The 13,910-nt window shown below is 48.1% G+C and carries 13 protein-coding genes; 5 read left to right on the top strand and 8 right to left on the bottom strand.

The window, feature by feature from the left end; genetic code table 11:
* Positions 1–28: 28 nt before the first annotated feature.
* Positions 29–688 carry a uracil-DNA glycosylase gene (ung, locus tag ACTHUT_RS04125; RefSeq protein ID WP_440386725.1) on the top strand — a complete coding sequence of 220 codons (660 nt, stop codon included), beginning with the start codon at positions 29–31 and terminating at the stop codon, positions 686–688.
* 54 nt (positions 689–742) lie between these two features.
* On the opposite strand, the gene ACTHUT_RS04120 is transcribed toward ung, so the two are convergent.
* The 5 genes from ACTHUT_RS04120 to ACTHUT_RS04100 form a co-directional block, all read right to left on the bottom strand.
* Positions 743–1,816 (bottom strand): sulfate/molybdate ABC transporter ATP-binding protein, encoded by a 1,074-nt coding sequence (locus ACTHUT_RS04120; protein WP_440386723.1) that lies wholly within the window; start codon positions 1,814–1,816, stop codon positions 743–745.
* On the bottom strand, positions 1,813–2,673 hold the full coding sequence (gene cysW / locus ACTHUT_RS04115) for a sulfate ABC transporter permease subunit CysW (RefSeq protein WP_440386722.1): 861 nt from the start codon (positions 2,671–2,673) through the stop codon (positions 1,813–1,815). The genes ACTHUT_RS04120 and cysW overlap by 4 nt, the downstream gene beginning before the upstream one ends.
* A gap of 84 nt (positions 2,674–2,757) precedes the next feature.
* A complete protein-coding gene (gene cysT, locus ACTHUT_RS04110; RefSeq protein ID WP_440386721.1) occupies positions 2,758–3,594 on the bottom strand; it encodes a sulfate ABC transporter permease subunit CysT in 837 nt (278 codons plus the stop codon).
* Positions 3,595–3,757: 163 nt separating this feature from the next.
* Positions 3,758–4,207: a DUF4124 domain-containing protein gene (locus tag ACTHUT_RS04105; RefSeq protein WP_440386720.1), complete on the bottom strand. Its 450-nt coding sequence runs from the start codon at positions 4,205–4,207 to the stop codon at positions 3,758–3,760.
* Positions 4,208–4,219: 12 nt separating this feature from the next.
* Positions 4,220–4,414 carry a hypothetical protein gene (locus ACTHUT_RS04100; protein ID WP_440386719.1) on the bottom strand — a complete coding sequence of 65 codons (195 nt, stop codon included), beginning with the start codon at positions 4,412–4,414 and terminating at the stop codon, positions 4,220–4,222.
* Between the two features lie 197 nt (positions 4,415–4,611).
* Here ACTHUT_RS04100 and ACTHUT_RS04095 point away from each other — a divergent pair, with 197 nt between their 5' ends.
* The 3 genes from ACTHUT_RS04095 to ACTHUT_RS04085 all read left to right on the top strand — a co-directional run bounded on the left by ACTHUT_RS04095 (position 4,612) and on the right by ACTHUT_RS04085 (position 9,282).
* The gene (locus ACTHUT_RS04095) at positions 4,612–6,240 is read left to right on the top strand and encodes an ABC-F family ATPase (RefSeq protein ID WP_070814066.1); all 1,629 of its coding nucleotides are present in this window, start codon (positions 4,612–4,614) and stop codon (positions 6,238–6,240) included.
* A gap of 9 nt (positions 6,241–6,249) precedes the next feature.
* Positions 6,250–6,510 carry a hypothetical protein gene (locus ACTHUT_RS04090; RefSeq protein ID WP_440386718.1) on the top strand — a complete coding sequence of 87 codons (261 nt, stop codon included), beginning with the start codon at positions 6,250–6,252 and terminating at the stop codon, positions 6,508–6,510.
* 306 nt (positions 6,511–6,816) lie between these two features.
* Positions 6,817–9,282 (top strand): calcium-binding protein, encoded by a 2,466-nt coding sequence (locus ACTHUT_RS04085; protein ID WP_440386717.1) that lies wholly within the window; start codon positions 6,817–6,819, stop codon positions 9,280–9,282.
* A 104-nt stretch (positions 9,283–9,386) separates the two neighbouring features.
* Here ACTHUT_RS04085 and ACTHUT_RS04080 read toward each other — a convergent pair whose 3' ends face one another.
* A complete protein-coding gene (locus ACTHUT_RS04080; RefSeq protein ID WP_440386716.1) occupies positions 9,387–10,604 on the bottom strand; it encodes a D-alanyl-D-alanine carboxypeptidase family protein in 1,218 nt (405 codons plus the stop codon).
* Positions 10,605–10,808: 204 nt separating this feature from the next.
* Here ACTHUT_RS04080 and ilvA point away from each other — a divergent pair, with 204 nt between their 5' ends.
* Complete coding sequence (ilvA, locus tag ACTHUT_RS04075; protein ID WP_440386715.1) at positions 10,809–12,332, top strand: threonine ammonia-lyase, biosynthetic; 1,524 nt, start codon at positions 10,809–10,811, stop codon at positions 12,330–12,332.
* Positions 12,333–12,391: 59 nt separating this feature from the next.
* Here the strand turns inward: ilvA and trmB are convergent, their stop codons facing one another.
* Positions 12,392–13,108 carry a tRNA (guanosine(46)-N7)-methyltransferase TrmB gene (gene trmB, locus ACTHUT_RS04070; protein WP_440386714.1) on the bottom strand — a complete coding sequence of 239 codons (717 nt, stop codon included), beginning with the start codon at positions 13,106–13,108 and terminating at the stop codon, positions 12,392–12,394.
* A gap of 137 nt (positions 13,109–13,245) precedes the next feature.
* Complete coding sequence (locus ACTHUT_RS04065; RefSeq protein WP_003680203.1) at positions 13,246–13,902, bottom strand: response regulator; 657 nt, start codon at positions 13,900–13,902, stop codon at positions 13,246–13,248.
* Between the last annotated feature and the right edge of the window lie 8 nt (positions 13,903–13,910).

Raw genomic sequence — 13,910 nt, 5'->3', positions numbered from 1 at the left:
AGCCCATTCAAATACGGAGCGGCAAATAATGCAGACTTGGCACGAGGCGATTGGTGCGGAAAAAGAAAAGGCGTATTTTCAAACGATTTTGGAGAAGGTTCGCCACGAAAGGCAGGCGGGGATAACCGTTTATCCGCCTGAGCGCGATGTATTCAATGCCTTTCGGACGACTGAATTCGGAAATGTAAAAGTAGTGATTTTGGGGCAAGACCCGTATCACGGTGCGGGGCAGGCGCATGGTTTGGCGTTTTCCGTGCAACCTGAAATTGCGGTGCCGCCGTCGCTGGTCAATATTTATAAAGAGTTGGCGACGGATATTGAAGGTTTTCAGATTCCGCAACACGGCTATTTGCAGCATTGGGCGGAACAGGGCGTGTTGCTATTGAACACGGTGTTGACTGTCCGTGCCGGTGCGGCGCATTCCCATGCGACTTTTGGCTGGGAGGTGTTTACCGATGAAGTCATCCGACAATTGGATAAGGAACGCGAGCATTTGGTCTTTATGTTGTGGGGCAGCCATGCGCAGAAAAAAGGCGCGTTTATCGACCGCAACCGTCATTTGGTGCTGACCGCGCCGCATCCTTCGCCTTTGTCGGCATATCGCGGCTTTTTCGGCTGCAAACATTTTTCGCAGGCAAACGCTTATTTGCAGGCACATGGTTTAGAGCCGATTGATTGGCAGGTTTAAATAAGATTAAAGGCCGTCTGAAAGCAGATTTTCAGACGGCCTTATGATTTAGTCTCAAATCGAATATTCAATCAGCTCGTTTTGAGAGAAGACATAAACCTGTTTCGGAATCAGATTCAATTCTTTGCCTTCGGCGATTTGGTAACGCGCGGCATCGCTGCCTGCCAGCGTGATATGCACGTCTTGTTTGTCGTGTTTCACCAAAATATGCGTCAATGCTCCGACGGCGTGGATTTTTTCAATTTTGGCACGAATCATCGGCGTTTCGTTTTCGGTGGCAAGCTGCCATTCGTGCGGACGGATATAGCCGATGGCGGTTTGCTCCTGCCATTTGTATTGCGCATCCAATTTCCATTCGAAACCGTGGTAATGCCAAATGCCTTTTTCGATGCGTCCTTCAAATGCATCGGTTTCGCCGAGGAACTCTGTAACGAAGGCGTTTTCTGGTTTGCGGTAAATGGCTTCGGCGCTGCCGGTTTGTTCGATTTGGCCGTGGTTCATGACGACGATTTCGTCGGAAACTTCAAGGGCTTCTTCTTGGTCGTGCGTGACCAGAATGCTGGTTACGCCTAGGTTGTGATGAATGTCGCGCAACCAAGTGCGTAATTCTTTGCGCACTTTAGCATCCAGCGCGCCGAAGGGTTCGTCCAGGAGCAGGAGTTTGGGTTCGACGGCGAGGGCACGGGCAAGGGCGATGCGTTGGCGTTGGCCGCCGGAGAGTTGGTGCGGATAGGATTTGGCGAGGTGGGAGAGCTGCACGAGTTTGAGCAATTCTTCGACTTTGGCGCGGATTTGTTCTTTGGACGGGCGTTCGGACTTGGGCAATACGGTCAAACCGAAAGCAACGTTGTCAAACATGTTCATGTGGCGGAAGAGGGCGTAGTGTTGGAACACGAAACCGACTTTGCGCTCGCGCACATGCTTGGCGGTTACGTCTTGGCCGTCAAAGAGAATTTGGCCGCCGTCGGCGTTTTCCAGTCCGGCGATAATGCGCAAGAGCGTGGTTTTGCCGCAGCCGGAAGGGCCGAGCAGGGAAACGAGTTTGCCGGTGGGGACATTGAGGTTGATGTTTTTCAGCGCGTGGAACGCTCCGAAGTGTTTGTTTAAGTTTTGAATAGTGATGCTCATGCTGCGTTCCTTTCGGCGGCGGCGAGTTTTTTATCTTGTAATTTGGTAATGATGTTTTGCACCAGCAAGGTGGCCAAGGCTAAAAGTGCCAATACGCCGGAGAGGGCGAATGCGCCGGTGAAGTTGTATTCGTTGTAGAAGATTTCGACCAAAAGCGGGATGGTGTTGGTTTCGCCGCGAATGTGCCCCGATACCACGCTGACTGCGCCAAACTCGCCCATCGCGCGGGCGTTGGTAAGAATGATGCCGTAGAGCAGCGCCCATTTGATGTTGGGCAGGGTAACGCGCCAAAACATCTGCCAGCCGTTTGCACCGAGTATCAGCGCGGCTTGTTCTTCACTGTCGCCCTGCGCCTGCATTAAAGGAATGATTTCGCGCGCGACAAAGGGGAAGGTAACGAACAGGGTTGCCAAAATAATGCCGGGGATGGCGAAGATAATCTGTATGCCTTGCGCTTCGAGCCAGCCGCCCAACGCCGTGTGCGCGCCGAACAATAAGACGAACATCAAACCGGCCACCACGGGCGATACGGAAAACGGCAAATCGAGCAGGGTGGTCAGCAACTGCTTGCCGCGGAAGTCGAAATGGGTCAGCAGCCACGCCATCGCCACGCCCAATACGGCATTGACGGGAACGACAATCAGCGCGGTAATCAGCGTTAATTTGATGGCAGACCATGCTTCGGGATCGGTCAGAGATTGCAGGTATAAATCCCAACCGCCTTTTAAGGCTTCATAGAATACGGCAACCAAAGGCACGACCAGCATCAGCAGCAGAAAGCCCAAGGCGGTAGCGGTCAGCAATACGCGCAGCCAACGCGGTTCGCTCAAATTTGGATTGGTGGAATGGGTTTTCATGGTAGGGTAGTCTCGATTTATTCTTGTATCTGTTTGGGCCGTCTGAAAAATGTTTGCTTAATGTTTCAGACGGCCTGTTGTTTGTTAAACCCTCGCTCCGGCGCGGCGGCTTAAAGTCCATTGCATAATGTTTAAAATCAGCAGAATAACAAACGAAATCATCAGCATAAACAGAGCAACGGCAGACGCGCCCTGAGCATCGTATTGCTCCAGCTTGCCGGTAATAATCAAGGGTAGGATTTCAGACACCATCGGAATATTGCCCGCGATAAAGATGACCGAGCCGTATTCGCCGGTAGAGCGGGCAAACATCATGCCTGCACCGGTCAGAAGTGCCGGCGTGATTTCAGGCAAAAGGACACGGCGGAACGTAGTCCAACGGCTTGCGCCCAAAGTTGCCGCCGCTTCTTCATATTCGCCCGACAATTCTTCCAATACCGGCTGCACTGCGCGGACGATAAAGGGCAGGCTGACGACAATCAGCGCAATCCAGATGCCGGTAGGTGTAAAGGCGATTTTGATGCCCAAAGGCTCGAAAAAACGGCCTATCCAGCCATCTGGGGCGTATAGGGTTGCCAACGCAATGCCTGTTACCGCCGTCGGCAGCGCAAACGGCAAATCGACTAAAGCGTTTACCAATCCTTTGCCCGGAAATTCATAGCGCACCAATACCCAGGCAACCAATGTACCGAACACGATATTGGTCAACATCGCATAAAACGACATCCGCAAGCTCAGCCAGACGGCCGCCAAGACATTGGGTTCGGTAATCGTGTTCCAAAATCCGCTCCAGCCGATTTCCGCCGCCTTGGCCGCCATCATGGCAAACGGCAAAACCACCAAAAGCGACAGGCATAAAACCGTCAAACCCAGGCTGAGTTTGAAACCCGGCAATACAGAAGGCGTTTTGAGTAACAACATAATGGCAACCGTCAAAATTTAATACGCGCTTACTTTAACAAGGCCGTCTGGAAACTGGAAAGAATGCTTTGTTTGGTATAAAGACGATTTTGTTATATTGAAGAGATGAAAAGGCCGTCTGAACATCATATTTCAGACGGCCTTGCTGGTGTGGTAGTAAGTATCAATAGGCAACAGGATCTTGAGAGGCAGGTTGGCGTTGCGCTGCATCGTAGTTTTCCTGAGCCGAGCGGACGGCTTTTTCCAAACCGTTGATCCGTTCGAGATAACGGGCATAGTTGCGTTCATTGCCGTAACGCACTTTTTTGCCTTCTTCCAAATTTTTCTTGGTGGTATCTAAAGCACGCTTGGCCGCGCCGACATCAGCCGGATTGATCGGGGCGACAGCTTCTTCCGCCTGTTCGGTTTTGCTTGGGGAAATCGGCGTTGCCGATGTTGAAACAGGCGCAGAAGTATATACGGACGGTTTGCCGATATTGCTGGCTTTGCAGTTTTTGCCGCCGGCTTGGGTATAGACTTTGCGGCCGGCAGAATCGGTACATTCAAAAATAGGCGCGGCGGAAACCGCAGTTGTCAAAGCGAGCAGTAATGTGCTGATCCAGATTTTGTTCATTTTTATTTTTCCTTAAAACCATTTCCACCAAACAAACAAAGCCGCAATCATGATGATGTTGGCGAAGAGGATGGGTTTCCACTGTCTGGGCGCGTGCCGCAATTCAGGGCCAGATCGCGTGCGGCGGATATAGAAAAACGGGCTGAGCAGCATGGAGGCGGCACATACCAAAATAATCACGGCGTAATAGATTTTGTGCGTTTCCATATCGTTTCTCCGTTTCAGACGGCCTGAAATGCTGCCTACAACGCGTCTTTGCGTGAAGCGCTGCCTGTTTTCATCTTGTATCGAAATTGGACGCATTATTGGGCGCATTTGCCATGGCCTCAATCCTGAGGTCTTTGCAAAAATATGCTACAATCGCCTCCGATTATAACATTCTATTTATAAAGGTTTTACGAATAATGATTTCTACCAACGGCATCACCATGCAGTTCGGCGCAAAGCCGCTGTTTGAAAACGTATCCGTCAAATTCGGCGAAGGCAACCGTTACGGCTTGATCGGCGCCAACGGCTCAGGCAAATCCACCTTCATGAAAATCCTCGGCGGCGATTTGGAACAGACCGCCGGCGAAGTCGCGATTGAAAACGGCGTGCGTTTGGGTAAATTGCGCCAAGACCAGTTTGCCTACGAAGACATGCGCGTGCTGGACGTGGTGATGATGGGGCACACCGAAATGTGGGCGGCAATGACCGAACGCGACGCGATTTACGCCAATCCCGAAGCGACCGAAGACGACTACATGAAAGCCGCCGAACTGGAAGCTAAGTTCGCCGAATACGACGGCTACACCGCCGAAGCACGCGCTGCCGAATTGTTGAGCGGCGTGGGCATTTCCGAAGATTTGCACAATGCGACCATGGCAGAAGTTGCCCCGGGTTTCAAATTGCGCGTATTGCTGGCGCAAGCCCTGTTCTCCAAGCCAGATGTATTGCTCTTAGACGAACCGACCAATAACTTGGACATTAATACCATCCGCTGGTTGGAAGGCGTGTTGAACCAATACGACTCCACCATGATTATCATTTCGCACGACCGTCACTTTTTGAACGAAGTCTGCACCCACATGGCGGATTTGGACTATAACACCATCACCATCTATCCGGGCAACTACGACGACTACATGCTCGCTTCCGCCCAATCGCGTGAGCGCGCCCTGAAAGACAACGCCAAAGCCAAAGAGAAACTGCAAGAGCTGCAAGAGTTCGTCGCCCGCTTCTCTGCGAACAAATCCAAAGCCCGTCAGGCAACCAGCCGTCTGAAACAAGCAGACAAAATCAAATCGGAGATGGTCGAAGTCAAGCCTTCTACCCGTCAAAACCCGTATATCCGTTTTGAAGCCGATGAAAAAGCCAAGTTGCACCGTCAGGCTGTGGAAGTTGAAAAACTGGCCAAACGTTTTGAAACCCAGTTGTTTAAAAACCTGAACTTCATCCTTGAAGCCGGTCAACGCCTTGCCATCATCGGCCCGAACGGCGCAGGTAAATCTACCCTGTTGAAACTTTTGGCCGGCGCGTACAACCCCGAATATTCAGACGGCCTGTTGCCGGACGAAGGCACCATCAAATGGGCAGAAAAAGCCAGTGTCGGCTACTATCCGCAAGACCATGAAAACGACTTCGACGTTGATATGGATTTGACTGAATGGATGCGTCAATGGGGCCAGGAAGGCGATGACGAACAAGTCATCCGCGGCACTTTGGGCCGCTTGCTCTTCGGCAGCAACGATGTTGTGAAAAAAGTGAAGGTTCTTTCCGGTGGTGAAAAAGGCCGTATGCTTTATGGCAAACTGTTGCTGTTGAAACCCAATGTCTTGGTTATGGACGAACCGACCAACCACATGGACATGGAAAGCATCGAATCGCTGAACATGGCGCTGGAAAAATACAACGGTACGCTGATTTTCGTATCGCACGACCGTCAGTTTGTATCTTCACTGGCTACCCAAATCATCGAATTGGATGGCAAAGGCGGATATGAACACTACTTGGGCGATTACGAAAGCTATCTGGAGAAAAAAGGAGTTTTGTAAGGAAACAATATGAATGCACATCTTAAAAAACTACTACAAAACCTGCTTGCGCTAATCGTGTTGCCTGTATTGGGCTGGTACATTACGCTTGGAGACGCTGTAAATGTTGTCGACACTGAACATGCTTCTCGTAAAGGCCGAGCAGTGGCTTGGTTATTTAATGAGTTTGGTGCAACCGGTGTTTGGGGCTTCTTGGGCATAATTTGGATTGTCTGCCTGTTTTTAGCCATTCGTTCATACCAAGCATGGCAGAAAGATAAGTCGCAGTAAATTAAGGTTCTAGATAGTATGTACTTGCTAGAAGAAAATATCCATATGAATCATTGAATTGAATGATACATCTGAATATAAACAGGTAATTGAAAGATATCTGGAAAAAAAGGTTTGGCTTAAATCTTTACCCCCAATCTAATAAGGCATTGAGATGCCGTCTGAAAATTTCTATATTTTCAGACGGCATTTTCTTTTCAAAATTAAACAATACCATATTGAACTTTTATGCCAAAATTATGACTAATAAAAGTTTTTTTGCAAAAGAATACTTAATATTACGACATTTTTGAAGGAATATATTAAATGGTAAACATTAAAACAGCAGTGCCCAATGCCTCTCAATATGGTGCCGAACTTGGCTATACGACTTATGAGGCAGAACAAGGTGAACTGAAAAACGGTGTTGTTAAAAATGCCCCTTCTTCAGAGGCAGAACACGCAACCGCCCGTGAAGCAAGCGGTCAGGCATATGTTGATTTGCCGACTAATGCATCTGTGTCATTTATTGCACAAGCAGATGCCAATGCCGTAACCGTCCGCTATACCGTTCCTGACGGTGAAAGCGGTAAAGTAGAAGTCAAAGTCAATAATACAGTGATCGGGACTTTGGATTTATCTTCCAAATCCAACTGGCAATATTTAGATAACTACAAATATCATCCGAATGGCGATATTAAAGTTCATGATACACCCGCGGCAGATAGGCTTGCCCGTTTCCAATTTGACGAAGTCAGCCAATTATTTAAAGATGCCCATATCAATAAAGGAGATACAGTTACCATCACTAATCTCGACAGCACGCCCGTAGGCATTGACTTGGTTGATTTGGAAAAAGCACCGGACGCCATTAGACAGCCTGAAAACAGTGTTAGCATTACTGATTTCGGCGCAGTTGCCAATGACGGCTCGGATGATTACCAAGCATTTATGGCTGCGATTGAATCTGCCAAAGCGTCTAAAAAATCTGTTTACCTTCCTGAAGGTCAATTTGATTTTTCACGACCAATTTCTCTTTATGTTCCTGATGGTATTAAGATTACCGGTGCAGGGCAATGGCACACTAAGTTACATTTTTTGAATACAGAAGCTGCTAAATACGATGATAATGGGTATGTGAGCGGTGGCGGCGGTATTACTTTTGAACCCGGTAGTAAAGATATAGATTTGGGCAATCTCTCTATGGATTCAAATCTAAATTCAAGACATGATGAGAAAGCCAATTATAAAGGGATATCCGGCACTTTAGGTACCGGCTCTTCTATTCACGATATCAAAATTGAACATTTTGAAGCTGGCGTATGGATTGGAGATTATTCTCAAAACAAACCTTTAAATTACACTGATGGTTTGACTATTTCTAATGCCACTATTCGCAATAACTTGGCAGATGGCGTTAACTTTGCCCAAGGTACCAGCAATTCCACCGTTATCAATTCCAATATCCGTGGCAATGGTGATGATGGATTAGCAACATGGTCGAGCATTCATGAAAATACTAATGCCCATGTTGCTGAAAATAACCGCTTTTTGAATAATACCGTTGAATTAGGCTGGCGTGCGGCCGGTATTGGTATCTTTGGCGGCAAAGGTCATGAAGTAGCCAATAACCTTATCAAAGATAATACCAATTGGGGCGGCGTACGCTTAAACACTGTATTCAAAAAAAGCCATAATTTTGATTTCAATGATACGGGTATTTCCGTTCACGATAATTTACTGGTAAGCAACGGGACTAATGCGGACACATATGGTCGTGTTAAAGGTTCTATCGATTTGGAAGAAGGCAGGGATTATGCTACTCCCAAAAAAGATATTTTGGGAGAACTCAAAAATATCAAAATTGAAAATAACACTATTGTGAATAATCTTTCCGACCAAGAAATTACCAAAACCCGTAATCCTAAAGAAGGTAATATTCCGGAGTCTGTAAACGAGACTACATTGACCATCGAAAATAATCACAGCCTTTCGGTAGCAGAAAATAATTCTGCAAAAAATGTAGCGGAAGTAGATGATCACAGTCTTACCCAAGCCTCGCTTCATTTAGGGGAGGATAACATCATAACCATTACGGACAGCAGCCATGCTCTTGTCAGTGGCGGCGATGGCAATGACCGGATCAGAGGTAGTTTGGGTAATGATACGATTAACGGTGATTCAGGTGATGATGTCATTTTCGGCTATGATGGAGACGATCGTCTTAATGGCGGTATGGGCAATGATTCTGTACATGGAGGTAATGGCAACGATACCTTATGGGGAGAAAGTGGCGATGACCGTTTGAGTGGGGGTGATGGCGACGACGTTTTATTCGGCGGACAAGGAACCGATTACTTGGTTGGCGGCAAGGGTGCCGATACTTATGTTTTCAGCCTTGGAGAAGGTAAGGATACGATTGTCGATAATGTGGGCGAACATAATGCGTTGCAATTCGGCCAAAATATCTCTGTTAATGACCTGCACATTGATGTTGCCACCGATGTTCGAGGCAATACTGATTGGAAAATTACCATCAAGGGATCAGAAGGGGACAGCATTACCATCAATGATCAGTTCGTTTCCGGTAAAACTGATGCTGTGATTGATACCTTCCGTTTCGATGAAGGTACATTGAGCCTGCAAGAGTTGATGGGTAGATTGTCAGGCAACGGCAATATCAGTCATTTGTCAGCCGTCAATACGCACACTGAGCGCATGAGCTACTCGTCTGTCAATACGGCTGATGTTCACGATGATGCAGTATCTGCCGCCAACGCTGGAATCATTTAATTAGCTGTTTTTTAGGCTGAATAAAGGCCGTCTGAAAACTGGAAAACAGATTTCAGACGGCCTTTTGTTGCTTATCTTGTTATGGTTGGTTGTTTAGAAGAGCATTAACTGAATAAACCTTTAAACCACAACACAATCGCATCCCACATACGGAGCAGCCAGCTGCCTTCTTCCACACCGTTTAGCGCGACGGCGTCTTTTTCGGCAATGACTTTGCCGTCTTTCATGACTTTCAGTTTGCCCAATACTTGGCCTTTTTCAATTGGGGCGAGGACGGGCTGAAGTGTTTCTAAGATTGGTTTGACGTTTTTGCCGGTATCGTGGGGGATGGTAATGTAAACATCGTCCAAGAAACCGATATCTACGGCTTTGGCGCTGCCTTTGTAAACTTTGACTTGGGAAATCACTTCTCCGCCGTTGTAAAGTTTAGGCGTATCAAATGCCTGCAATGACCAGTTGAGCAGTTTGCTGCTTTCGCTGGCGCGTGCTTCGGTAGATTCGGCACCGGCAAGGATGGAAACAATACGGCGGTTGTTGCGTTTGCTGGAAGCAGCAAGATGATAGCCTGCGCCTTCAGAATAGCCGGTTTTTAAACCGTCGATACTGCTGTCGCGATAGAGCAGGAGGTTGCGGTTGGGCTGCTCGATATTATTGTATTTGAAAGATTTGTTTGCAAACAAAGGATAGTATTTCGGATAGTCGTTGATCAGCGCGGCTGCCAAAATGGCCAAGTCGCCAACGGTTGAAACATGGCCGTTAGAAGAAATGCCGGTCGGATTGTTGAAGTGGGTGTGCTTCATGCCCAAGCGTTTGGCTTCTTCATTCATTTGTTTGACAAATTCGTCGATGGAGCCGTTGCCGATGGCTTCTGCAAGGGTGATGGCGGCATCGTTGGCCGATTGGATGGTTGTCCCCTTAATTAAGGAGCTGACGCTGACAGGCACTTTTGGGTCGAGGAACATACGCGAACCTTCGACCTTCCATGCAGCATTGGAAACGGTCAGCATTTGGCTTGCTTCAAGTGTACCGTTTTCTAATGCTTTAAAGGCAAGGTAGGCAGTCATCATTTGCGTCAACGCGGCAGGTTCGATAGGCGCGTCGGCATTGTTGGATGCCAAGGTTTGCTTGCTGTGCAGGTCGGTAACGATGTAGGCAGTCGCCGCGATTTCCGGAGGCGTTGTCGGACTGTTGATGCTGTGCAACAATGGCTGCGGCTGTGCCTCGCCTTGTACGGCAGGTGCGGAGGCAACTGGATCGGCGGCAAGGGCGTGGGTATTCAGGAGGGCAGCAAAAATTAAGCTAAGTAGCGTTTTTTTCATCATTGTTTGTAGATTTGAATATGGGTGGATACTGTTATTGAGTAAACAGTTTGGCATACTAAATAGATAGTAAGCGGACATTATACCGTTTCATTCAGGATTTGCTAAGATTTTTCTTGCCTTCAGACGGCCTCAGGGGTATGGTTTTAACTTTTTCCTCCGGTTGATTTGACCGAATTGCAATTTATTTCCGAACACTAAAATACCATGAACCATTCCCTTCCTCTTTCTGATTATCTAACCCGTATTTTGACCGCTTCCGTTTATGATGTGGCCGTAGAAACGCCCTTGGATTTGGCTCGCAGTCTGTCAGGCCGTCTGAACAATCAGGTTTTACTCAAGCGCGAAGATTTGCAGCCTGTGTTTTCGTTTAAAATCCGCGGCGCGTACAACAAAATGGCGAAGCTGCCGAAAGAAGCCTTGGATTGCGGCGTGATTGCTGCCAGCGCCGGCAACCATGCGCAGGGTGTGGCTTTATCGGCGCAGTATTTGGGTTGCCGTGCCGTTATCGTGATGCCGGAAACAACGCCTAAAATCAAAATCGATGCGGTAAAGAGCCGAGGCGGCGAAGTGGTATTGAAAGGCGTGTCTTACAACGATGCCTATGATTATGCGATGGAGTTGGCAGAAAAGGAAAAACTAACCTATATTGCGCCCTTTGATGATCCTGACGTAATTGCCGGTCAGGGAACCATCGGCATGGAAATCCTCCGTCAACACCGTAATATCAATGCGATTTTTGTTCCGATTGGCGGCGGCGGTTTGGCAGCAGGCGTAGCGGCATTTATCAAACAGGTTTGCCCTGAGATTAAAGTGATTGGTGTGCAAACCGATGACTCTTGCTGTATGAAGCAATCGGTAGAGGCAGGTGAAATCGTACATTTGAAAGATGTCGGCCTGTTTTCAGACGGTACTGCGGTTAAAGTGGTGGGCGAGGAAACCTTCCGCCTGTGTAAAGAGCTGTTGGACGAAATTATTACGGTCAATACGGATATGTTGTGCGGCGCGATTAAAGATATTTTTGACGATACGCGCAGCATTACCGAGCCTGCGGGCGCATTGGCACTTGCCGGCCTGAAGGCTTACGTTGCGAAAAACAATATTCAAGGCCAAAACTTAGTTGCCGTTACCAGCGGCGCCAACATGAACTTCCACCGCTTACGCCACGTTTCAGAGCGTAGTGAGCTGGGCGAGGGCAATGAAGGCATTTTCGCCGTTACCATTCCCGAAGAAAAGGGCAGCTTCCTGAAGTTTATCAATTTGTTGGGAAGCCGGAACATTACTGAGTTCAACTATCGCTACGGCAGCGATAAAAATGCGCATATTTTTGTCGGCTTGCAAACTGCCGGTGCGCAAGACTTGGCCGTCATCAGCAAACAATTGGCTGACGCAGGCTTGCCCAATGTCGATCTGACCAATGACGAAATCGCCAAAATCCATATCCGTTACATGGTCGGCGGACGGACGGAAAAAGTAGCCAACGAACGTTTGGTTAGCTTTGAATTTCCTGAGCGCCCGGGTGCGTTGTCCCGTTTCTTGAACCATATGCGTGCCGAGTGGAATATTACTTTATTCCATTACCGCAACCATGGCGCAGACTACGGTCGTATTTTGGTCGGTATCGATGTGCCGGAAAGCGACAATGAGGCGTTTGCCGACTTCTTGGATAGCTTGGGTTATGTCTATAAAGAGGAAACCGACAATCCGGCCTATAAACTTTTCTTGGCTTAATCAATAAGATAAAAGGCCGTCTGAAACTTTTCAGACGGCCTTGTGTTTTATATTTTGCTTTATTTTTTGCGGAACACCAAGTCCCAAACGCCATGACCCAATCGCTTGCCGCGGGCTTCAAACTTGGTTTCAGGACGATAATCAGGCGTAGGGGCGTAATCGGCAGCCGTGTTTTGCAAAGCGTCGAAACTGCTCAAAACTTCCAGCATTTGCACGGCGTATTCTTCCCAGTCGGTCGCCATATGGACATAGCCGCTGCTTTTGAGTTTGGGCAGCAGCTTTTCAACAAACGGCACTTGTACCAAGCGGCGTTTATTGTGGCGTTTTTTGTGCCAAGGGTCGGGGAAGAAAATATGAATGCCGTCTAAAGAACCGTCTTCCAGCATTTTTTCCACTACTTCCACAGCATCATGACGCATCACGCGGATATTGGAAATGTGTTCTTCCTCAATCAGCTTCAAGATATTGCCCACGCCCGGGCCGTGAACATCAATCGCTAAAAAGTCGGTATCGGGCAGATGTTTGGCGATTTCCACTGTCGCGACGCCCATACCGAAACCGATTTCCAATACTTTAGGATTGTTCCGTCCGAATACACGGTTCAAATCCAAAGGAGCTTCTTGGAAGTCCACACCAAATTGCGGCCACATCGTATCAATGGCGCGCTGTTGAGCCGCGGTCATATGGCCTTGGCGCAAGACGAAACTGCGGATGCTGCGTTTGTGTTCTTCAGGAACGGTATTTGCGGGTGTATTTTCTGGAATGTTTTCGGACATGTTGTTTTAAATCAGTGAGAAATCAAATAAAAAGGCCGTCTGAAAGAATCAGACAACCCTGCATATAAATCGGCGTGATTATAGCGAATAAACGCTCTTCCCGAAACCTTTTAAAAAGAAGGTTTCAGACGGCCTGATTAAGACAATACCGGTTGCGGTACTTTGTGTTGCACCGCATAAACCGCTGCTTGTACACGGCTGCTTAGGTTCAACTTGCGCAACAGGTTTTGCACATGCACTTTAACGGTTGACTCTGCCAGATTCAAATGGCGGGCAATGATTTTATTGCTGTGTCCGGCGGCAAGATAGCCCAAGATTTCCATTTCGCGCGGGGTCAGTTGCTCCAGCAGATGGTCGGAGCGGGAAGGAGAAGGGGAAATCAGCGATTGCACCAAGCGGCTGGTCATTTCTGGAGAGAAGACATTGTCGCCATCAACAGCTTTGCGGATGCTTTCCAACAGGAAGTCGGCATTGATGTTTTTCAGCAAAAAGCCTTTTGCGCCCATACGCATACATTCGGTCAAATCGTCGCTGTCTTCAGAAACAGTCAGCATAATGACGGTCAGCTGCGGATTAATACTTAAAATTTGAGCCAATGCTTCGCGACCGTTCATGACCGGCATATCCAAATCCAGCAAGACTACATCAGGCTTGAGCTGCTCAACCATTTTTACGCCGGCCAGGCCGTCTGAAGCTTCGCCGACGACTTCAAAATCAGGCTGGCGCGAAAGCAAGGCCTTGATACCGCTGCGAAATAGGGTGTGGTCGTCAATAAGGGTAATTTTAATCGTCATGATGCTGT

The organism is Neisseria sp. P0022.S010, assembly GCF_051956635.1.
Note: the sequence above shows the minus strand (reverse complement) of the source record. Positions and strands in the feature narration are given on the sequence as shown.

Coding starts and splice junctions, on each gene's coding strand:
- ACTHUT_RS04065 (WP_003680203.1), bottom strand. CDS start 13,902: ATGACGATTAAAATTACCCTTATTGACGACCACACCCTATTTCGCAGC.
- ACTHUT_RS04095 (WP_070814066.1), top strand. CDS start 4,612: ATGATTTCTACCAACGGCATCACCATGCAGTTCGGCGCAAAGCCGCTG.
- ACTHUT_RS04085 (WP_440386717.1), top strand. CDS start 6,817: ATGGTAAACATTAAAACAGCAGTGCCCAATGCCTCTCAATATGGTGCC.
- ACTHUT_RS04090 (WP_440386718.1), top strand. CDS start 6,250: ATGAATGCACATCTTAAAAAACTACTACAAAACCTGCTTGCGCTAATC.
- cysT (WP_440386721.1), bottom strand. CDS start 3,594: ATGTTGTTACTCAAAACGCCTTCTGTATTGCCGGGTTTCAAACTCAGC.
- ACTHUT_RS04105 (WP_440386720.1), bottom strand. CDS start 4,207: ATGAACAAAATCTGGATCAGCACATTACTGCTCGCTTTGACAACTGCG.
- ACTHUT_RS04120 (WP_440386723.1), bottom strand. CDS start 1,816: ATGAGCATCACTATTCAAAACTTAAACAAACACTTCGGAGCGTTCCAC.
- cysW (WP_440386722.1), bottom strand. CDS start 2,673: ATGAAAACCCATTCCACCAATCCAAATTTGAGCGAACCGCGTTGGCTG.
- ACTHUT_RS04080 (WP_440386716.1), bottom strand. CDS start 10,604: ATGATGAAAAAAACGCTACTTAGCTTAATTTTTGCTGCCCTCCTGAAT.
- ung (WP_440386725.1), top strand. CDS start 29: ATGCAGACTTGGCACGAGGCGATTGGTGCGGAAAAAGAAAAGGCGTAT.
- ACTHUT_RS04100 (WP_440386719.1), bottom strand. CDS start 4,414: ATGGAAACGCACAAAATCTATTACGCCGTGATTATTTTGGTATGTGCC.
- trmB (WP_440386714.1), bottom strand. CDS start 13,108: ATGTCCGAAAACATTCCAGAAAATACACCCGCAAATACCGTTCCTGAA.
- ilvA (WP_440386715.1), top strand. CDS start 10,809: ATGAACCATTCCCTTCCTCTTTCTGATTATCTAACCCGTATTTTGACC.